Raw genomic sequence first — 19,965 nt, 5'->3', positions numbered from 1 at the left:
CACAGGACGTCGTAGTCCGAACCCCGAAGGGAGACCCCGATGCACACGGTCACCATCACCGAGTTCCTCGTCCGGCTCGCGGTCGGCGTCTCCTGTGGCGCCCTGATCGGCGTCGAACGCCAATGGCGCGCCCGGATGGCCGGGCTGCGCACCAACGCCCTGGTGGCGACCGGGGCCACGCTGTTCGTCCTGTACAGCGAGGCCATCCCCAACACCGGCAACAACACGCAAGTGGCCGCCTACGTGGTCTCCGGCATCGGCTTCCTCGGCGGTGGCGTCATCCTGCGCGACGGCGCGGGCGTACGCGGCCTGAACACCGCCGCCACCCTGTGGTGCTCCGCCGCCGTCGGCGTCCTGGCCGCCTCCGGCCGCATCGCCCTCGCCTTCATCGGCACCGCGGCCGTCCTGGCCGTACACCTCATGTTGCGCCCGGTCGGCCGGCTGATCGACCACGCCCCGCAGGGGGAGGGGGACGCGGTCACCCACGCCACCGTGCACGTGGTGTGCGACCGGGCCGCGGAAACCGGCACCCGGGCGCTGCTGGTCCAGGCGCTGGCCCCGAACGACACGCTGATCCTGGGCCTGAGCGTGCACCGCCCCGACGAGGACACGGCCCGCCTGGAGGCGTCGCTCGCGGTGACCGGCCCGGCCGGACAGGTGCTCGAACAGCTGGTGGCCCGGTTGTCCCCGACCCCGGGCGTCCGCGACCTGCACTGGCACCTGACCGAGGGCGGACCCGAGGAGAACGAACGACGCGCGTCCTCCTGAGATCGACGGGATCGCGGAGCCGGATTCACCCGAGTGGCCGATGGTCGGCGAGCCGGAGACGATGAAGAGACCGCGTGCGGCGTCCGCGGCACGCGGCCGGGCACTGTGGGAGGCACACCACCATGACCATGGCCAAGGACATCATGCACGAGGGCGCGCAGTGGATTCCGCAGACGGAAACCCTGGACCGGGCCGCCCAGTTGATGCGCAGGCTCGATGTGGGTTCGCTGCCGGTCAGCGACGCCGACGAGCGACTGTGCGGGATCGTCACCGACCGGGACATCGTGATCAAGTGCGTCGCGATGGGCCGTGATCCGGCGAAGGTCACGGCCGGCGAACTGTGTGAGGGTACGCCGCGCTGGATCGACGCGGAGGCCGACATCGGCGAGGTGCTGCGTGAGATGGAGGAACACCAGATCCGCCGACTGCCGGTGATCGAAGACAAGCGACTGGTCGGCATGATCAGCGAGGCGGACGTGGCCAGGCACCTGTCCGAGGAGCAGATCGCGGAGTTCGCGGAGAAGGTGTACGCGTCGCGGTAGGCGATGTCGCGACAGGCGAAATCGCTCAGCGCACCGGGACGACGGCCACCGGGCAGTGCGCGTGGTGCAGGACCGCGTATGTGGTCGGGCCGAGGCGCATCGGCAGGGGGCCGTGGCCGCGGTGCGCGGCGACCACCACGAGCGCGTTGCCGTCGGACGCGGTGACCAGGTCGCGTCCGGCGGTGCCGTTCATCACCACGGTATCCACCGGGAGTTCGGGATCCAGGGTGCGGATCGGGCCGACCACCCGATCGACCATCCTGGTGCGCTCGGCGGTGACCGCGTCGACGTCGAGCATCGTCGGCAGGACCAGCGTCGGCGCGAGTCCGGTCACCGGAAGTACCCACGAATGCACGGCGCGCAGCCCACCGCCGAGCCGGCGGGCCTGGGCCGCGGCGAACCGCGCCGCCGGATCGTCGTCGGGCCCACCGATCCCGACCACCACGCCGGTGGCGTCTTCGGCCGCGGCGTTGTGCACGACGACGACCGGACACGAGGTGTGCGCACACACCCGCAACGAGACCGACCCGAGCACCAGTCCGGTGAACCCGCCGTGCCCACGACTGCCGATGACCACGGTGTCACCGCGAGCACTCGCCTCCAGCAACGACTCGGCCGCGTCCCCCTCGCGCACCGACTCCTCGACGACGAGCCCGGTGAACCGCGCCCGCAACCGGCCGGCGGCCTCCTCGACGAGCGTGTGGGCTCGTTGTCGCAGCTCCATGCGATGGGCGAAACGCCCGGCCGGGACGACGGTGACCAGGTACAACGGCACACGTCGGGCCACGGCGTCACGCGCCCCCCAGTCCAACGCGCTCTCGGCCGAGGCGGAACCGTCGTAACCGACCAGAACCCCGAGACCGACTGTGGACGACATGGAACTCACCTCGTCGGGATGCCCACCAGGGTCATACCCGCTGCGGTTGCGTCGCACTTGGCTCGGGAGGGTTTTGCCCGCCCGCTCCACCCGTTGCGTTCGGCTCGACGGCTGCGGTTTCATCGGCCGCGCGGCGACCTGGTCCGGCCCCGCGGCCCGCCGGGTGGCCGACCGGGACTCGGCGGATCGACTCCGGCCCCGACTCGGGCGACCTCGACTCGCTGCGCTCGCGACTCGGGCCTGCCGGCACGGCTGCGGGTCGCTTCGCTCGTGATCGGGGCGGGTCGGCTGCGACGGTTGCGGTGCCGACTTGGGCCATTTCCGCTTGCTGCGCTCGCGACTCGGGCCTGGCGGCACGGCTGCGGGTCGCTTCGCTCGTGATCGGGGCGGGTCGGCTGCCGCGGTCGTCGTCTCGGCGGCGGTCCAGCTCCCGGTGGGCTGTTCCAGGGCTTGAAGACCTGCCCCGGGCACCTCGCGCCTTCGGGGGGGCTCGCCGCGCCGCGCCGCGGTGCGCTTCCGGGAGCTGGTTACGAGTCTTCGACTTACAGTGACTTTCATGGACGATTTCTTCGGCGTGTCGGGTGGCGAGGCGCCCGCGGACGTGTTGCGCGAGCTGGCCGAGCGGACCGGCCGCCCGGACTGGGTGGCCGAGGACCCCGAGGCGGATCTGCTGCCCCGGCTGCGGGTCGCCTGCGATCTGCCCGGCTCGCCGTGGCGGTTGCGCGCGACGACCGTGCTGCCCGGCGGGATCCTCGCGGTGGACGTCGAACACGCCCGACCGCGCAGTCCCCGGCTGCTGGCCGACGCGATCGAGCTGCTCGCCGGGATCGCCGGCCCCGCCTTCTTCGTACGCCACACGGACGCCGCGACCTTCGACTGTGCCACCGGGACGCTCGGCCGGGACACCCCCGGGACCGGCCGGGGTCATCTGCTTCGGCTGCGGCTGATCGGCCCCGACGCCGACGGCAGGCCCACCCTTCGGGCCCGCGTCGAGGCACCGGTACCGGTGCCGGCGCGCTGACCTCGGCCGTTGGATATCCGCTGGTTCCGGGGCGGCCGGGCTGGTTGGATCCCCGGTATGACAAGTCACTTCCCCGACGGCTACGAGATGTCCACCGATCCGGATCGGCTCGATGCCGCGACGATTCATCGGTGGTTGTCCGAGGACGCCTACTGGGCCCTCGGGCGCCCCCGTGCGAAGCAGGACGCGGCGATCGCCGGATCGCTGAACTTCGGTGTGTACGACATCGGTTCCGGCGCCCAGGTCGGCTACGCCCGGGTGGTCACCGACCGGGCCACGTTCGGCTGGTTGTGCGACGTCTACATCGATCCGTCGGTGCGCGGCAAGGGGCTGGGTACGGCGCTGGCGACCACCGTGCGTGATGAGCTCGCCCCCTTCGGGCTGCGGCGGGTGTTGCTCGCGACGGCGGACGCGCACGCGGTCTACGCCAAGGTGGGCTTCGCACCGCTGACCACGACGGAGAAGTGGATGACCCTGGGCGAACAGTGACCGAAGGCGGGACCGGGGGCGCCGAATCGGGGCTCGGGGCTCATCCGCCCGGGACACCGAGACGCGCACGGTGGGGACATGAGCAATCAGGGTGACACCACCACGCGGGACCCCACGGACCCGCTGTCACCTTCGGCACTCCCCGGAAGGACCAGGACCATGTGTCGGCACACCCCTCCCTGCCCCGCCGCCTCGGCGTCCGACCACCTCGCGGCCCACGTCGTACAGAGCCATCCCGAACAGGGCTGGAGCCTCCTGTGCAACGGGGTGCTGATCTTCGAGGACACCGGCGCGCTGCTGCCCGACGGTGTGATCGAGGCACCGCACCGCCCGGACCCGGCCGGATCGCACCCGGGCCGGGTGCTACAGGCAACGGCGCCGCGCCGGATGCAAACCGCCGGGTAACCGAGTCGCATCGAACCGAACGAGGGCCGCACGCATCGCGTGTGGCCCTCCGCGCATGCCCGGCGGCGAGTACCGGCGGCGCGCGTCCCGGGTCGGACCGGGGGCGGGAACGGGACCGCGGCCTCAGGTGATCGGGACCCGGGCGCCCGCAGGGTTGGGGAGCAACACCCCCCTCCGGACCAGCTCCAGACAAGGAAGTCACCTCGTGAGCACCCTGTGTCGGCCCGCCGTGGCCGTCCCCGAGCACATCATCACGTTGGACGAATCGCTCGCCATCGCCCGTCGGTTGCACGCGGACAACCCCCGGTTGCCGCTCGCCCTGCGGCTGATCGGGAACACCGGCGTCCGCAAACGGCATCTCGTCCAGCCGATCGAACAGACCCTGCGCCATCCCGGCTTCGAGACGCGCAATCTGATCTACCAGGAACAGGCCAAGCTGCGCGTACCGCCCGTCGTCCATCGGGCACTGGCCAACGCCGACCTCGGTGTGCGGGACGTCGACCTGCTGATCTACGTCTCCTGTACCGGGTTCACCATGCCGTCGTTGACCGCCTGGCTGGTCAACGAACTCGGGATGCGGGCCGATACGCGGCAGCTGCCGATCGCCCAGCTGGGCTGCGCGGCCGGGGGTGCCGCGATCAATCGGGCGCATGATTTCTGTACCGCCTATCCGGACGCCAACGTGTTGATCGTGGCGTGCGAGTTCTGCTCGTTGTGCTATCAGCCCGTGGACGACGACATCGGGTCGTTGCTCTCGGACGGTCTGTTCGGCGACGCGGTCGCGGCGGCCGTGGTGCGCGGCTCCGGGGGGACCGGCATGCGGTTGGAGCGCAACGCGTCCTATCTGATTCCGGGCACCCAGGACTGGATCTCGTACGCGGTCAAGGACACCGGCTTCCACTTTCGGTTGGACAAGCGGGTGCCCGGCACGATGGAGCCGCTGGCGCCGGTGATCGAGGAGTTGGCGAGTCGGCATACGTGGGACGCGTCGGCGTTGGACTTCTATGTGGTGCATGCCGGTGGGCCGCGGATCCTGGACGACCTGAGCCGCTTTCTCGGGGTCGACGCGCATGCGTTCCGGCACAGTCGGGCCACGCTCACCGAGTACGGGAACATCGCCAGCGCAGTGGTCTTCGACGGGTTGGACCGGCTGTTCGCCGCCGGTGGGGCGGCCGTCGGAGGGCGCGGGATCGTGGCCGGGTTCGGGCCCGGGATCACCGCCGAGATGGCGCTCGGGACATGGACGCACAATCCGCCTCGGGCCAGTGGGCGCGGCCGTGGGCGGGCGCGCGGGCGGGTCGGGCAGCCGCGGGCGACGGCGGAACCGGTGCGGGCGGCCGCGGCCGCGTCGGGGAATCCGGCGTGAGTGGCGCGGATGCGACGGTGACGACGACCACTCTTCGACCGTGGATCCGGGGAGATTTTGATGAATACCCGTATTTCGCAGACCGCTTCCGCTGCGCCGGACGCTGCGCCGGCGGACTGGCTCGTCTGTGCGCGGTGTCGGGCGCTGGTGTATCGCAAGCGCTTCGACCGGGCCCACGGGGTGTGTCCCGATTGTGGGGCGCACGCCCGGTTGAGTGCCGCGCGGCGGTTGGCGACGTTGTTGGATCCGGGGAGCGCGCGGGCGTTGAGTGCGGCGCAGACCGTGCACGATCCGCTGCTGTTCGCCGATCTGGAGCCCTATGTCGACCGGTTGGCCGCCGCGCGGGCGGCCACCGGGCACGAGGACGCGGTTCGGGTGGCGGTCGGGACGGTGGCCGGGTATCCGGTGGTGGTGGCGGTGATGGACTTCGCGTTCATGGGCGGCAGCCTGGGCGTTGCGGCGGGCGAGGCGGTGGCGATGGCCGCGGAGGCCGCGTTGGCTCGGCACGTCCCGCTGATCCTGGTCACCTCGTCCGGTGGGGCGCGGATGCAGGAGGGCGCGCTGGCGCTGATGCAGATGGCGAAGACCGCGGCGGCGATGGCGGCCCTGGACGAGGCCGGGCTGCTCACCGTCACGGTGATCGCCGATCCGACCTACGGCGGGGTGGCCGCGTCGTTCGCCACCCTTGCCGATGTCGTGGTGTGCGAGCCGGGCGCGCGGATGGGCTTCGCCGGCCCGCGCGTGATCGAGCAGACCATCGGGCAACGACTCCCGGAGGGGTTCCAGAGTGCCGAGTTTCTGCTGCGGCACGGGTTGGTGGACGGGGTGCGCCCGCGTGCCGAGCTGCGGCAGACGCTGGCGGTCCTGCTGGCCTCGGCAGGGGGGCGGGCACCCGGGCGGGCGGGGCGCGGTGGGGCGGTCGCCGAACTGCCGCGGGCCGGTGCGGGGATGGTGGTTCGGGACCCCGCCGAGTTGGCGGTCCGGCCTGCGGCCGAGGTGGTCGTGGCGGCTCGCCATGTGGGGCGGCCCACCACGCGGGATCATCTCGCGTACTGGATGGACACGTTCGTCGAGCTGCGCGGCGATCGGGCGGGCGCGGACTGTCCGGCGATCGTGGGTGGCCTGGGCACCGTGGCGGGCCGCGCCGTGCTGGTGCTCGGGCATCAGAAGGGGCACACCACCGCCGATCTGGTGCGGGCCAACTTCGCGATGGCCTCGCCGGCGGGTTATCGCAAGGTGATTCGGCTGGCCCGGTTGGCGGAGAAGATCGGGGTGCCGCTGGTGACGCTGATCGACACGCCGGGCGCGCATCCGGGGATCGAGGCCGAACAGCAGGGGCAGGCGGGCGCGATCGCCGACTGTCTGCGGGTGTTCAGCGGACTGCGGGTGCCCGTGGTGGCGGTGGTCACCGGCGAGGGCGGCAGCGGTGGGGCGCTCGCGCTCGGGGTCGCGGATCGGGTGCTGATCAGTGCGAACGCGCTCTACTCGGTGATCAGCCCCGAGGGGTGCGCGGCGATCCTGTGGAAGACCCGGGACGAGAGCCCGGCGGCGGCGCGGGCCCTGGGTCTGGACGCCCGCTCGTTGCTCGAACTCGGCGTGGTGGACGGCGTGGTGCCCGAGCCGGCGGGCGGTGCGCAGGCCGATCCGGCGGGCGCGAGCCTGGCGCTGCGCGACGCGGTGTTGGCCGAACTGGACCAACTCGCGGCGGTGGTACCGGCCGAGCGAGTCGCCGCCCGCCGCCGCCGGCTGCGCGCCTTCGGGCTGCGCGGGCCGGTCGAGGCCGCTGCGGACGAGCGTTTCGGGGACGGGAACGGGGATTCGAACGGGGATCCGAACGAGGAGGAATCGGCATGACCCGCGTCGATGGCGAAGGCCCGGCGGCGATCCTGGCCGAGCTGTGTACCGCGCTGGGCAAGGTGTTGAGCGATGCCCCGCGACCGCCCACCCACGTGGTGGTGCGGTCCGGAGGGGAGAGCATCGAGCTCACCTGGGACCGGCCGACCGGGCCCGTCCGCGAGCCGGCACCCGTCCTGGAGGATCCGCCGGTGCCGGCGGCGGCCTCGGGGCATCTGGTCCGCGCGCCCCTGGTCGGCACCCTCTACCACGCCCCCGAACCCGGCGCGCCGCCGTTCGTCGAGGTCGGCGACCTGGTCCGGGCCGGACAGCAGGTGGCCATCATCGAGGCGATGAAGTTGATGAACCCGATCGAGGCGGACCGTACCGGGCGGGTGACCGCCGTGCTGGTCGGCAACGGCGAGGGCGTCGGCTACGACGAACCGCTCTTCGAGCTGGACCCCGAAGGGGAGGGGTGACCGGCCGTGTTCGACACCGTACTGATCGCCAATCGGGGCGAGATCGCGCTGCGCGTGGTGCGTACCTGTCGGGACATGGGCATCACCAGCGTGGTGGTGCACTCCGGGGTGGATGCCGATTCGGCCGCCGTGCGGGCGGCGGATCGGCATCTGAACATCGGGCCCGCCGACCCGCGGCGCAGCTACCTCTACCCGCCGGCGGTGATCGAGGCGGCCCGGCTCACCGGTGCGCAGGCGATTCATCCCGGCTATGGATTCCTGTCCGAGGACCCGGACTTCGCCACGATCTGCGCGGAGAACGGGCTGGTCTTCGTCGGCCCCGCACCCGAGGTGATGGCCCGGCTCGGCGACAAGTCGACGGCCCGGCGGATCATGGCGGACGCCGGGTTGCCGGTGGTGCCCGGGTCACCGGAGCCGGTCGGCACGGCCGACGAGGCCGTCGAGGTGGCGCAGCGGATCGGATATCCGCTGATCATCAAGGCGGTCGCGGGTGGCGGCGGTCGGGGCATGGCGGTGGTCCGCGACGCCGGCGCGCTGCTGCCTGCGTTCCGGACCACCCGCGCCTCGGCCCGGGCCGCGTTCGGGGACAACCGGGTCTATCTGGAGCAATACCTCTACGGCGCGCGGCACATCGAGATCCAGATCCTGGCCGACGGGCACGGCAACGTGGTCCATCTCGGCGAGCGGGACTGCTCGGTACAGCGCCGGCACCAAAAGCTCGTGGAGGAGTCGCCGGCCCCGGGGTTGCCCGCCGGCCTGGCCGAGCGGCTGGCGGAGTACGCGGTGGCCGGGTGTCGGGCGGCGGGCTATCGCGGGGCCGGCACCTTCGAGTTCCTGGTGCGCGGGGAGGAGGCGGCGTTCATCGAGGTGAACTCGCGGATCCAGGTCGAACACCCGGTGACCGAGATGGTGACCGGGATCGACATCGTCCGCGAGCAACTGCTGATCGCCGCCGGGCTGCCGCTGGGCTTCGACCAGGGCCGGGTGGAGCGGCGCGGGGTCGCGGTGGAGTGTCGGATCAACGCCGAGGATCCGGCGCGCGAATTCGCGCCGTGTCCCGGGACGTTGACCACGTTCCAGGCGCCGGGCGGGCCGTTCGTCCGGGTGGACACGCACGCGTTCCCGGGGGCGCAGGCGCGGCCGGAATACGATTCGCTGCTGGCCAAGGTGGTCGCGTGGGGGCCGGACCGGGACCAGGCGTTGGCCCGGATGCGTCGCGCGCTCGGCGAACTGCGGGTCGAGGGACGGGGGGTACGCACCACGGCGGCGCTGCTGGCCGACGTGCTGGAGGATCCGGACTTTCGGGCCGGGCGGCACGATACGACGCTGCTCGATCGGCGGGCCGCCGGCTGAAGCCCCCGCCCCGGCGGGTGACTTCGGCCCCGCACACACGTTCGCCCCCACCGTGTCGAGCGGTGGGGGCGAGGAATCGTGCGTTCACGGACCCTTGTGGGGGGTGGACGTGGGCTTGGGCGGTTGCGGCTTGGGCCGATCCGTCGTGCCCTGCGGATGTGGGTGTTGACCCGGGGTCGCGGGCCGCTCCGGGGCCGGCGGCCGCGGCGGATTCGGGGGGTGGCCCGGCTCCGGCTCGGGTGGCTCCGGCTCGGTGGGCACTACATCACACCGCGGATTCGGCGGATGGCACCCGTCCGGATGTTGGGGTTGATCCGACCCGGGAGGCGGTTCGCCCTTCGGGTGGGGGTGGTGCGTCATCGGTGTCCTCCGTTGTACGGAATGGGAACAGGTGATCGAATCGATCACCGCCCCTCCACTCTCACGCGCCCCGGTCCCGGGCGCATGTGGTCACGGTCCCGGCGATGTCCGGGGGACGTCCCGGGTGTGCGGCCCCCGGCGCGGGATCACCGCGCGCACCGTCGTGCCGTGTTCGCCCCGGATCACGGCGAACGTGCCGCCGAGTTCCTCGGCCCGCTCGGCCATCGACCGCAGACCGACACCGGTGGTGCCGTCGGCGGACTCGGCGGTCGTGGTCGGCTCGGGGCCCAGGCCCACGCCGTCGTCGGTGATCTCGACGGTGACCCGGGTGTCGGTGATGCGTACGGTCAGGTCCGCGTGCCGCGCCCGGGCGTGTCGGACCACGTTGTTCAGTGCCTCGCCGCAGATCCGGTAGACCGCCACCTCGAGTGCGGCGGGCAGCGGCGGCGGCGGGTCGGGGTCGAAGACGACCTCGATCCCGGGGTGCGCGCCGGGGCCGGCGTCGAGTCGGGCCGCGAGCTCGCGCAGCGCGCCGGCCAGGCCGAGGCGGGCCAGCCCGGCGGGGGCGAGTCCGTCGGTGATCCGGCGCAGTTCGGCGATCGCCTCGCCGATGCCCTCGGAGGCGACGATCAGCGTCCCGGCGATCGGGGCGTCCGGCGGGACACCCGCGCGGGCGGTGTCGACCTGGAGTCGGGTGCCGGACAGGGCCGGACCCAGGCCGTCGTGCAGGTCGTGGCGCAACCGGCGGCGGGCCTCCTCGCGGGCCAGCACGATGCGCTCGCGGCTCTCCTGGAGTTCCTCGTAGAGGCGCAGCGACGCGATCGCGGGGGCGACCTGGTCGGCGAGGAAGCGCAATACGTCCACGTCCTGCCGGTCCAGGGTGTCCAGGCCCGGGCGCGGCGGGGCGTACAGCCGGCCGATCGGCACACCCTCGTAGGCGAGCGGGAACACCTCGCAGTCGGCGGGCACGCGGCCCAGGCGGGCCAGTTCGCGCTCGCCCCGGCGGGTGTCGACCACGACGCTCGCGCCGGGCAGGCCCAGGGTGTGTACGACGGTTCGGCACAACAGTTCGGGGGCGGCGCCCGGGGCCACCGCCCGGCTCAGCTGTTCGGCCAGATCGCGGACCACCTGGTAGGGCTTGGCCCGTTCGCCGTAGTAGAAGCGATCCACCACCCGCGCCGCCCAGCCGACCGTGGGCCGCAACAGCGCGCCGATCACCAGCGCGCCGCCCGCCACCACGATCGCCCCGGTGCTGCGCGCGCCCGGCAGGTAGCCGGACAGCTCGACGGCGATCGTGAGATAGCCGGCCATCAGTACCGCGGCCAACGAGAACGCGGCCAACACCTTGCGTACGGAACGATCCAGATGCCAGCGCCGGTCCCGGGCGAAGGCGTACGCGAAGGAGAGCTGCCACACCACGATGCCCCCGTAGAGCAGGAAGTTGTAGATCGTGTCGGAGAGTTCGAGGTGGTAGCCGAGGAACACCACGGCCAGCCACAGCAGATAGGGCAGCAGCGGCAGCAGCCGTACCGGATGCGGCCCGCGCGAGCGTGCCCAGCGCACCGCCATCACGGTCAGGCTCAGCCCGATCACCAGCGGCGGGACCAGGTCCAGGCGCGGGGTCAACCAGCCGTCCAACCAGCGCTCCACCGCCGCCCAGGTGCCGTGCGCCAGGAAGCTGGGCAGGCCGTACCAGTCGAACCCGGCGTAGTCGTTGTACGCGTGCAGTGCGCTCCACGGCACCAGGAGCAGGGCGTACCCGCGGACCGCACGCGAATCGGGCAGCCGACCCTGGGGCAGCCACAGGGGCAGTGCGTAGGTCATGAACAGGTAGACGGTGTCGGCGATCAGGAACAGCACGATCGCGAAGCCGGTCGGTAGGGGGCCGGCGTCGGTGAACAGCGCGGTGAGCAACACCGCGTAGGCGACCGGGAGGGCCAGTCCGGCCCACAGCAGCAGCCAGCCCAGACCGGGTGCGCAACGATGCGCGATCACGAACAGCCCGGACAGCGCGAACGCGCAGCCGAGCAGGATCAGCACGCCGGTCAGGCCGGGGTCGGGGGCCAGCCGGGGATCGTCGAGGTGGGTGATCAGCAGCACCAGCGCGACGAAGCAGCCGAGCAGGCTGACCGCGCATACCCCGTAGGCTCGGGCGAGTTGCTCTCGCGTGCTCTTGGGCATGGGGCCTCCTCACGGGACGTCGTCGAATGACGTCGCGGACGAGTGGAGCCGAGTCGCCCCCGATGGGTCCGGTGGCCGGGTGCCATCGTTGTTCGCCGATTCCAGGATGGGCGCGGGCGGGTCCCGAACGCGCGAGGCAGGAGTCCCGGGCCGGTCCCGGGTGGGCTGGGACCGGGCACCCCGGCCTCGGTTCGGCGGGCGCCGGCTCAGTGTTCGGGGGGCGGGTCGGCGCCCAGGCCGACGTCACGGGCCCGGGCCACCGCCTCGGCCCTGGTGCCCACGTGCAACTTCTCGAAGATGTGCGTGATGTGGTTGCGCACCGTCTTCTCGGCCAGGAACAGCCGGCGGGCGATCCGCCGGTTGTCCATGCCTCGGGCCAGCAGATCGAGCACCTCGCACTCCCGGTCCGTCAACTCCGGGAACACCCGTTCGGCGCCGCGCCGGCCGCCGCCCGCGAGCAGCGCGGTCAGCCTCGGCACGGTCTGCGCGCCGAACACCGCGCCGCCCGCGGCGACGGTGCGCACCGCGTGCAGGACCTCGTCGCGGGCCGCGCCCTTGACCAGATAGCCGCCGGCGCCGGCCCGCATCGCGGCCAGCAGGCTGCCGTCGTCGTCGGACATGGTGAGCACCAGGACCGGAACGGACGGCGAGTCGGCGATGATCGCGCGGGTCGCCTCCAGACCCGAACCGTCGGGCAGATTCAGGTCCATCACGACCAGATCCGGCCGGTGTTCGGCCACCGCGGCGGGGACCGCGGCGGCCGTCTCCACCTCGGCGACCACCGCGATGTCACCCGCGCTCTCCAGGGCCGCCCGTAACCCGGCCCGGAACAGCGGATGGTCGTCGACGATCACGATGCGCAGCGCCGCGGACCCACTTTCACCAACCACGCGGTACATACTACGCGTTGATCAGACGTCACCATGTGTTGAATCGATCGACGCCCGGATGACCGAGATCGCGGATCGTCCGGCCGGTGCCGCTCACCGGTGCACCGGGCCGTCGGCGCGGGCGGGGTCAGCGCAGGCCGAGGATGTCGAGCGCGGTGGTCCAGTTCGTGGCGATCGCCGTCCGGGCCGCGTTCAGCGTGACCTTGCGGGCGCAGACCGCCCGCTTGAGGCGGTTCTCCACCGTGTCCTTGTTGCCGGCGTTCGGGCTGCCGTACCGGGGCTCGGGCCACAGGTTGCGCGGGTCGCGGGGTGCGCCGCCGAGCTCCAGCGGGACCAGGTGGTCCTCTTCGTAGTCGGCGGTCGAGGTGTCCGCGTAGCCGTACTCGGCGATCTGCCGGACCTTGAGCGCATTGGTGTACGACGCGGGCGGGCGTACGGTCTTCGTCCAACCGGGGACGCAGATCGTCGAGTCGATCGTGCCCTGGGTGACGGCCGGGTTGTAGGCGCCGGGCTGGCAACTCGGGTCCGGCAGCGGCAGGTACGCCTGCGAGCACGTGGACGCGGCGGTGATCGGGTGGGCCTGTGCGGTGGTTCCGGTGGCGACGACCAGGCCGAGGCCGGCCAGGCTCAGCGCGGCGCCGGTGGCGGTGAGGCGGCGGATGGTACGCATGCGGGCTCCCAGCGGGATCGGCCCGGCGGGATCCGGGCGATTGCGCCCAGGACACCACCGAGAACGCGCGCCGGGGGAGGGGGAGAAGGGTAAACAGTGCGGGTAGGCGAGGGCAACACCCGGTTGCGGCACGCGAGTTGATTGTCCGGGCAGGCCGGTTGGCCGCGGATTGATTGTCCGTGCGGCTCCGCTGTTGGCGCATGATCCGCGCTCCGCCACCGTGAGGGGTCGCGCCGGGTGCGATCCCGGCATCGAGACGATTGGAGACCTCGTGAAACTCTTCGGGACGTGGCTGGGCCGGATGACGGCGGCCCTGGCCCTGATGGCGGGCAGTGTCGTGCTCTTCTCGGGTCCGGCGCAGGCCGGGACGACCGAGTCGGTCGGCACCAGGGGCGGGTTGAATGTGCGGTTCGTCTGCGGCAATTCGCCGGTGCCCGCGCCCTGGGTGGTGATCGCCCAGGGGCGGTCGAACAATTGTGGCGGCTCGGTGCAGATGACCATCACCGACACGATCACCGACGGCATGACGGTCTGTTTCAACTCGAAGAACATTCCCCTCAATTGGGTGACGGTGTCCGCGTCGCAGTCGCAGGGCTGCGGGAACCTGGGCCTGTTGATCACGGGCCAACTCAGGAGCCCGATGGACGTGTGTGCGAACTCGACGATTCCCGACGGCTGGGTGGTCGTCGGGCAGGGGCATTCGCCCTACTGCGGGGGCTATTCGTACGAGACCATCACCAAGTTCTAGCCGAGCGACGGGTCGGATCGGGCCTTCGGCCGGCGCGGTCGGTCGGGGGCGGAGCAGAGGGAGATCGGAGACGTCATGAAACTCTTCGGGATGTGGCTGGGTCGGATGACGGCGGCCCTGGCCCTGATGGCGGGCAGTGTCGTGCTCTTCTCGGGTCCGGCGCAGGCCGGGACGACCGAGTCGGTCGGCACCGCGGGCGCGTTGAATGTGCGGTACGTCTGTTACGGCTCGGCGGTGCCCGCCCCCTGGGTGGTGATCGCCCAGGGGCACTCGAGTGCCTGCGGCTCGGTGGTGATGACCATCACCGACACGATCACCGACCGGATGCAGGTCTGCGCCAACTCACCGAACATTCCCACCGATTGGGTGACCATATCCGCAGGGCAGGCGCCGAGCTGCGGGAACGTGGCCCTGACCATCACGGGCGTGTTGACGGACCGGATGCAGGTCTGTGCCAACTCGACGATCCCCAACGGTTGGGTGGTCGTCGGGCAGGGGTCCACGAGCAACTGCGGGGGCTGGGTCTACAAGACCATCAGCAGGTTCGGCTGACCGACCGGGCGCGCGGTCTCAGGGCTTCGGGGTGGGGTTGTCGGTCGGCGCCGACCACAGGGAGCGGATGTGGCCCAGGTGTTCGGTCATCGCCCGACGGACACCGTCCGCGTCGCCGGCCAGGAGCAGGTCGAGGATCTCCTCGTGCTCGCGCGCCGAGGCGACCAGCGCGCCGCGTTCGGCGAGTTGGGTGAGGCCGTACAGGCGCGAACGTTTGCGCAGGTCGCCGACCACCTCGACCAGGCGCTGGTTGCCGCCCAGGGCCAGCAGGCCGAGGTGGAACTGGCGATCCGACTCGAGGTAGCCGATCAGGTCGCGGCGCTCGGCGGCGGCCACGATCGCGGCCGCCACCGGGCGCAGCGCCTCGAGCGCGGCGCGCTCGGCGGTGTCGGCGAGCCGGACGATCACCGGGATCTCGATCAGTGAGCGGATCTCGGTGTACTCGTCCAGGTCCCGGCCGGACAGCGCGGTCACCCGGAAGCCCTTGTTGCGGACCACCTCGACCAGGCCCTCCTTGACCAGGTCGAGCATCGCCTCGCGGACGGGGGTGGCCGAGACCCGGAACTGGGCGGCCAGGCTGGGCGCCGAGTAGACCACCTCGGGGCGCAGCTCACCGGCGATGAGCGCGGCGCGCAGCGCGTGCGTCACCTGGTCGCGCAGGCTGCGGTGCTCCCGTACGGACGGCAGGTTCAACGATCCCGCATCGCCCCCCGGGGCGGTGACGGAGCCGGCGTGTCCGGTCGATACCTCTGCGTCCGCGCTCATCTGGTGTGTCCTTCCTCGGGACCGGCCGCGCCCCGACTGCTGAGCGCTGTGCGACGTACGATGTGCAATGTCACAGAGTAGCCGCCGCCGGGCCCGTCACCTCGCCATTCGCTCGATCGGCCGGCTACGCGGCGCCGCTCGGATCGGCCGGCAGCAGGCTGATCGTACGGGTCGAGGTGTAGAAGTCGGCCGCCGCCCGGCCCTGCTCGCGCGGACCGTAGCCGGACGCCTTGCTGCCGCCGAAGGGCAGATGGAAGTCGACCCCGGTGGTCGGCGCGTTGACCTTGACCAGACCGGTGTCGATCCGGTCGACCACGGCGAGCGCGGCGTCCAGGTCGCGGGTGTGCACGGAGGTGACCAGGCCGTGCGGCACGTCGCGGGCGAGCGCGAGGGCCTCGGTCAGGTCCTCGGCACGTTGCAGCACCACGACCGGGCCGAACACCTCCTCGCGCAGGATGGGATGGTTCGCCGGCACCCGCTCCAGGATGATCGGGACGCTGAACCACCCCGCGCTCTCCGCCTTGCTCGTGGCCAGCACCCGGGCGCCGGCGACCAGTGCCGAGTCGAGCGCGGCGCGGATCCCGTCCCGGGCCGCCTCGGTGATCACCGGGCCGCACACCGTGGCCGGGTCGGCCGGGTCGCCCACCGACAGGGCCCGGGTGGCCTCGGCCAACGCGGCGCGCAGCGGATCCGGGTCGCCCACCACGATGATCCGCCGGGTCGCGGTGCACTTCTGGCCCGCGTAGCCGAACGCCGCCCCGACCAGGTCGGCGGCGGTGCGCTGCAGATCGGCGTCCGGCAACACCAACGCGGCGTTGCAGCCCCCCAGTTCGGCCTGAACCGGCACGCCCCGGGCGGCGGTCGCACGGACCACCTCCGAGCCGACCGCGGTCGAGCCGGTGAACGAGACGATGTCGGCGGCGGCGACCACCGCCGCGCCGGTGGCGGCCTCGCCGGGCAACACGGTGAACACCCCGGCGGGCAGCACGCCGTCGAGCAGTTCGGCCAGGCGCAGCGCGCAACCGAGCGCCTGCGGGGCGGGCTTGAGCAACACCGCATTGCCGGTGGCCAGCGCGGGCGCGGCCTTCCAGAGCGGGATCGCCAGCGGGAAGTTCCACGGCGTGACCAGCCCGGCCACCCCGTACGGCCGCCGCCGGGTGAGCAACAGGCCCGGCCCGGCAACGGGTTCGTGCACCGCGCCGACCGGGTCGAAGACCTGCTGGGCCTGGTAGCGCAGGATCGACACGGCTCGGGCCACCTCGCCGCGCGCCTCGGTGATCGGCTTGCCGACCTCGCGCACGATCAGCTCGGCGAACTCACCGGCAGCGGCGGCGATCCGGTCGGCGGCGGCGCCGAGCGCGGCGCATCGGGCCCCGGCGCCGGCGGCGAGCCAGGCCCGCTGGGCGATCCGGGCCCGGTCGGCGGCGTGTGCCACCTCTGCGGGCGAGGCGGCCGGCGCCTCGGCGATCAACTCGCCGGGGGCGGCGGGGTTGTGGCTGCGGATGGACGGGGTGGCGGTGCCGGTCACGGCGGAGGATCCCTTCGGGCAGGGGTCGGGGGGGGCGGGGTCGGGTCGGGGGCGGGGCTCGGTCGCGGTTTTGGTCAGCTCAGGCCCGCTGCGACGGCCCGTTCGGTGGCGGCCCGGATGGTGTCCTGGAGTTCGGGGCCGAGCGGTCGGCGCGGCGGCCGGCACGGACCGCCGGGCAGCCCGACCACGTCCATGGACAACTTGATCGCCTGGACGAACTCGGAGCGGGTGTCCCAGCGCAGCAGCGGGTGCAGCAGGTCGTAGAGCTCGCGCGCGCGGACCAGGTCGCCGCCGACGGCCGCGTGATACAACTCGGCGCAGGAGGCGGGGAAGACGTTGAGGAAGCCGCCGATCCAGCCCTTGGCACCGGCCACCGCCAGCTCCAGGAGCACATCGTCGGCGCCGGCCAACAGGTCGATCGCGGGCGCCAGTTCGGCGATCCGGTAGGCGCGGCGGGGGTCGCCGCTGAACTCCTTGACGGCGACGATGTGACCGTCGGCGGACAACTTGGCCAGCAGTTCGGGGGTCAGGTCCACCCGGGTGTCGAACGGGTTGTTGTAGGCGACGATCGGCAGGCCGACCGAGGCCACGTCGGCGTAGTGCGCGTGCACCTCGGCCTCGTCGGCACGGTAGGCGTTGGGCGGCAGCAGCATCACCGCCTCGGCGCCGGCCCGGGCCGCCTGCTCGGTCCAGCGCCGGGCCTCGGTCGAGCCGTACGCGGCGACGCCGGGCATGACCCGATCGCCGCCGATCGCCTGGACGGCGACCTCGACCACGGTGGCCCGTTCCTCGGCGGTCAGCGTCTGGTACTCGCCGAGGGAACCGTTGGGCACCACGCCGTCGCAGCCGGCGTCGACCAGGCGGCGGGCGTGCTCGGCGAACGCGTCGTAGTCGATGCTCAGGTCGGCGCGCAGGGGCAGTGGGGTGGCGACCATCAGGCCGCGCCACGGGTGGGTGCGGCCGGTGTGCGCGGGAGCCGGGGACTCGGTGGCCGCGGACCGGGGGGTTGCGGTTTGGGTGGCTGCGGTTTGGGTGGCTGCGGTTTCGGTGGCTGTGGTTTTTGTGGCTGTGGTTTTTGTGGACATGGGCGGAAGCTCCTTCGAGGGTGCGGAGGTTGGGGCTGGTGCTACCGGTCGTGATCAGTACAATGTCACATGGCAAAAGGTTGCGCCAGATCCGCTCTGGTTCGATCCGCTGTCCGACTCTCGTCCGGCCCCGCACGAACGTTGGCACGAAGGAGAATCCGTGACCTCGCAGGACCCCACCGCGGCACTCAACACCGGCACCCACGACCTGCCCGTATCGCCCGCGCTCGACGCGTTCATGAGTACCGGGTGGGCGCCCACCCCGCTGCCCGACCTCGGCGCCGAACCGAGCGCGCCGTGGGCGGCCAAGCGCCGCGAACGCCTGTCCGCGCATTACCCCGGCGAACGGCTGGTGATCCCCTCCGGCACGCTCAAGGTCCGCAGCAACGACGTGGACTTCCGGTACCGGCCGCACACCGCCTACGCGTATCTGACCGGGGATCACGAACCCGACGGCGTACTGGTGTTGGAGCCGACCGGGGACGAGCACGAGGCGGTGCTCTACCTGCGCCCGCGATCGACGCGCGACACCGGCGAGTTCTATCGCGACCGGCGCTACGGCGAGTTCTGGACCGGACGACGACCGACCCTCGACGAGTCGCGGGCACTGCTCGGCATCGAGTGTGCGCACCTGGACACCCTGCCCGGGCGGCTCACCGGCCCGGCCGTACCCACCCGCGTGCTCGCCGGCGTGGATCCGCGCGTGGACGGCCTGGCCGCCCCCGGCGACCCCGGGCGCAACGCCGAACTGGCCACATATCTCGCGGAGATGCGCCTGATCAAGGACCCGTGGGAGGTCGAGCAACTGCAACTGGCCGTCGACCACACCGCCACCGGCTTCGCCGACGTGGTCCGCGCGCTGCCCCGGGCACTGCGGCATCCGCGCGGCGAGCGGTGGATCGAGGGGGTGTTCGACATGCGGGCCCGGATCGAGGGCAACGGCACCGGCTACAGCACCATCGCGGCGGCGGGGGCACACGCGTGTGTCCTGCACTGGATCCGCAACGACGGGCCGTTGGATCCGTCCCGGATGTTGCTGCTTGACGCCGGCGTGGAGGTGGACAGTCTCTACACCGCCGACATCACCCGCACCCTGCCGCTCTCGGGACGGTTCAGCCCCGCTCAGCGCGAGGTGTACGAGCTGGTCCTGGCCGCGCAGCAGGCCGGGATCGACGCGCTGCGCCCGGGCGCGCGGTTCCGGGACTTCCACCTGGCGGCGATGCGGGTGATCGCCGAGGGGCTGTACGGGTGGGGCGTGTTGCGGGTGCGGCCGGACGAGGCACTGGCCGCGGACAGCGGGCTGTATCGGCGCTACACGCTGTGCAGCAGCGGACACATGCTCGGGATGGATCTGCACGACTGCGCCCGGGCGCGGGCGGAGACCTATCTCGACGGGGTCCTGGCGGCCGGGCACGTGCTCACCGTCGAACCCGGGCTCTACCTGCAACCCGACGACGAGACCCTGCCGCTCGAACTGCGCGGGATCGGTGTGCGGATCGAGGACGATCTGGTGATCACCGAGGACGGCGCTCGGTTGATGTCGTCGGCGCTGCCGCGGACTCCGGACGCGATCGAGGAATGGATGGGAACGTTGGCGGGCTGACCACGACGGTTACGGGGGAGAGCGAGGCAGCGGGGGAAAGCGAGGCAACGGTGGTGGCATCGGTGCGCCGGGGGCGCGGCGCCGGGGCACGGCGGTGTTCGGCGTGCCGGTGCCACCAGCGCCAGGCACGTTGGATCGGGTGCACGGCCGGGTTGTCCACCGATTCCACCACTGCGGGTCGGCGCGGTGCGGGCCGGTCCCGGTGCGGGCCGAGCCGGCCGCAGGCGGTGGCCAGGACGGTGGCGAGCAGGGCGGTGGTGAGCAGGACCACGACGGTCGCCGCCACCGGGTAGCGGCGCGAGCTCTTCGGCGGGGGCGGGCCGTCGGGCGTGTCACGGGGAGCCCGGCCGGGTGTGTCACCGGGGGTGCGGCCGGGTGCGTCACGGGGAGTCGGGCCGGGTGTGTGGCGCATCTCAGGACCCGTCGAGTGTGGCGTCGAGGGCGGACGTG

19 protein-coding genes are annotated in these 19,965 nt (G+C 72.3%); 12 read left to right on the top strand and 7 right to left on the bottom strand.

Going from position 1 to position 19,965, the window contains the following annotated elements; all coding sequences use genetic code 11:
* The first annotated feature begins 39 nt into the window (after positions 1-39).
* Positions 40-768, top strand: a complete 729-nt coding sequence (locus tag ABIA38_RS12780; protein ID WP_424638673.1) for an MgtC/SapB family protein — start codon at positions 40-42, stop codon at positions 766-768.
* A 122-nt stretch (positions 769-890) separates the two neighbouring features.
* Positions 891-1,310 carry a CBS domain-containing protein gene (locus tag ABIA38_RS12775; protein ID WP_424638672.1) on the top strand — a complete coding sequence of 140 codons (420 nt, stop codon included), beginning with the start codon at positions 891-893 and terminating at the stop codon, positions 1,308-1,310.
* A 25-nt stretch (positions 1,311-1,335) separates the two neighbouring features.
* Here ABIA38_RS12775 and ABIA38_RS12770 read toward each other — a convergent pair whose 3' ends face one another.
* Positions 1,336-2,187 carry a universal stress protein gene (locus ABIA38_RS12770; RefSeq protein WP_424638671.1) on the bottom strand — a complete coding sequence of 284 codons (852 nt, stop codon included), beginning with the start codon at positions 2,185-2,187 and terminating at the stop codon, positions 1,336-1,338.
* A gap of 556 nt (positions 2,188-2,743) precedes the next feature.
* Here ABIA38_RS12770 and ABIA38_RS12765 point away from each other — a divergent pair.
* The 7 genes from ABIA38_RS12765 (at position 2,744) to ABIA38_RS12735 (ending at position 9,133) form a co-directional block, all read left to right on the top strand.
* Entirely contained in the window at positions 2,744-3,208 is a 465-nt protein-coding gene (locus ABIA38_RS12765) for a hypothetical protein (protein ID WP_424638670.1), read from the top strand.
* Positions 3,209-3,265: 57 nt separating this feature from the next.
* Entirely contained in the window at positions 3,266-3,697 is a 432-nt protein-coding gene (locus ABIA38_RS12760; RefSeq protein WP_424638669.1) for a GNAT family N-acetyltransferase, read from the top strand.
* A 159-nt stretch (positions 3,698-3,856) separates the two neighbouring features.
* Positions 3,857-4,102 (top strand): DUF5999 family protein, encoded by a 246-nt coding sequence (locus tag ABIA38_RS12755; RefSeq protein WP_424638734.1) that lies wholly within the window; start codon positions 3,857-3,859, stop codon positions 4,100-4,102.
* Between the two features lie 205 nt (positions 4,103-4,307).
* A complete protein-coding gene (locus ABIA38_RS12750) occupies positions 4,308-5,468 on the top strand; it encodes a type III polyketide synthase (RefSeq protein ID WP_424638668.1) in 1,161 nt (386 codons plus the stop codon).
* A gap of 60 nt (positions 5,469-5,528) precedes the next feature.
* On the top strand, positions 5,529-7,322 hold the full coding sequence (locus tag ABIA38_RS12745; RefSeq protein ID WP_424638667.1) for a carboxyl transferase domain-containing protein: 1,794 nt from the start codon (positions 5,529-5,531) through the stop codon (positions 7,320-7,322).
* The gene (locus tag ABIA38_RS12740) at positions 7,319-7,780 is read left to right on the top strand and encodes an acetyl-CoA carboxylase biotin carboxyl carrier protein (protein ID WP_424638666.1); all 462 of its coding nucleotides are present in this window, start codon (positions 7,319-7,321) and stop codon (positions 7,778-7,780) included. Before ABIA38_RS12745 ends, ABIA38_RS12740 begins: the two co-directional genes overlap by 4 nt.
* 6 nt (positions 7,781-7,786) lie before the next feature.
* Positions 7,787-9,133: an acetyl-CoA carboxylase biotin carboxylase subunit gene (locus ABIA38_RS12735; protein WP_424638665.1), complete on the top strand. Its 1,347-nt coding sequence runs from the start codon at positions 7,787-7,789 to the stop codon at positions 9,131-9,133.
* 450 nt (positions 9,134-9,583) lie between these two features.
* Here the strand turns inward: ABIA38_RS12735 and ABIA38_RS12730 are convergent, their stop codons facing one another.
* From ABIA38_RS12730 to ABIA38_RS12720, 3 genes are all read right to left on the bottom strand, one after another.
* Positions 9,584-11,674 (bottom strand): GAF domain-containing sensor histidine kinase, encoded by a 2,091-nt coding sequence (locus tag ABIA38_RS12730; RefSeq protein WP_424638664.1) that lies wholly within the window; start codon positions 11,672-11,674, stop codon positions 9,584-9,586.
* A gap of 206 nt (positions 11,675-11,880) precedes the next feature.
* Positions 11,881-12,564, bottom strand: coding sequence for a response regulator (locus ABIA38_RS12725; protein WP_424638663.1), 684 nt, complete (start codon positions 12,562-12,564; stop codon positions 11,881-11,883).
* A 127-nt stretch (positions 12,565-12,691) separates the two neighbouring features.
* On the bottom strand, positions 12,692-13,234 hold the full coding sequence (locus tag ABIA38_RS12720; RefSeq protein WP_424638662.1) for a hypothetical protein: 543 nt from the start codon (positions 13,232-13,234) through the stop codon (positions 12,692-12,694).
* A gap of 271 nt (positions 13,235-13,505) precedes the next feature.
* Here ABIA38_RS12720 and ABIA38_RS12715 point away from each other — a divergent pair, with 271 nt between their 5' ends.
* Together ABIA38_RS12715 and ABIA38_RS12710 are read left to right on the top strand one after the other, a co-directional pair.
* The gene (locus ABIA38_RS12715) at positions 13,506-13,982 is read left to right on the top strand and encodes a hypothetical protein (protein WP_424638661.1); all 477 of its coding nucleotides are present in this window, start codon (positions 13,506-13,508) and stop codon (positions 13,980-13,982) included.
* A gap of 75 nt (positions 13,983-14,057) precedes the next feature.
* A complete protein-coding gene (locus ABIA38_RS12710; protein WP_424638660.1) occupies positions 14,058-14,534 on the top strand; it encodes a hypothetical protein in 477 nt (158 codons plus the stop codon).
* A gap of 18 nt (positions 14,535-14,552) precedes the next feature.
* Here the strand turns inward: ABIA38_RS12710 and ABIA38_RS12705 are convergent, their stop codons facing one another.
* From ABIA38_RS12705 to ABIA38_RS12695, 3 genes are all read right to left on the bottom strand, one after another.
* The gene (locus ABIA38_RS12705; RefSeq protein ID WP_424638659.1) at positions 14,553-15,299 is read right to left on the bottom strand and encodes a GntR family transcriptional regulator; all 747 of its coding nucleotides are present in this window, start codon (positions 15,297-15,299) and stop codon (positions 14,553-14,555) included.
* Between the two features lie 124 nt (positions 15,300-15,423).
* Complete coding sequence (locus ABIA38_RS12700; protein ID WP_424638658.1) at positions 15,424-16,827, bottom strand: aldehyde dehydrogenase family protein; 1,404 nt, start codon at positions 16,825-16,827, stop codon at positions 15,424-15,426.
* Positions 16,828-16,901: 74 nt separating this feature from the next.
* Entirely contained in the window at positions 16,902-17,762 is an 861-nt protein-coding gene (locus tag ABIA38_RS12695; RefSeq protein ID WP_424638733.1) for a dihydrodipicolinate synthase family protein, read from the bottom strand.
* 310 nt (positions 17,763-18,072) lie between these two features.
* Here ABIA38_RS12695 and ABIA38_RS12690 point away from each other — a divergent pair, with 310 nt between their 5' ends.
* On the top strand, positions 18,073-19,515 hold the full coding sequence (locus ABIA38_RS12690; protein ID WP_424638657.1) for an aminopeptidase P family protein: 1,443 nt from the start codon (positions 18,073-18,075) through the stop codon (positions 19,513-19,515).
* Positions 19,516-19,965 lie beyond the last annotated feature (450 nt).

The organism is Embleya sp. AB8 (assembly GCF_049739465.1).
In the GTDB taxonomy this organism is placed as follows: Bacteria; Actinomycetota; Actinomycetes; order Streptomycetales; family Streptomycetaceae; genus Embleya.
This window is presented reverse-complemented; position numbering and strand designations above follow the sequence as displayed.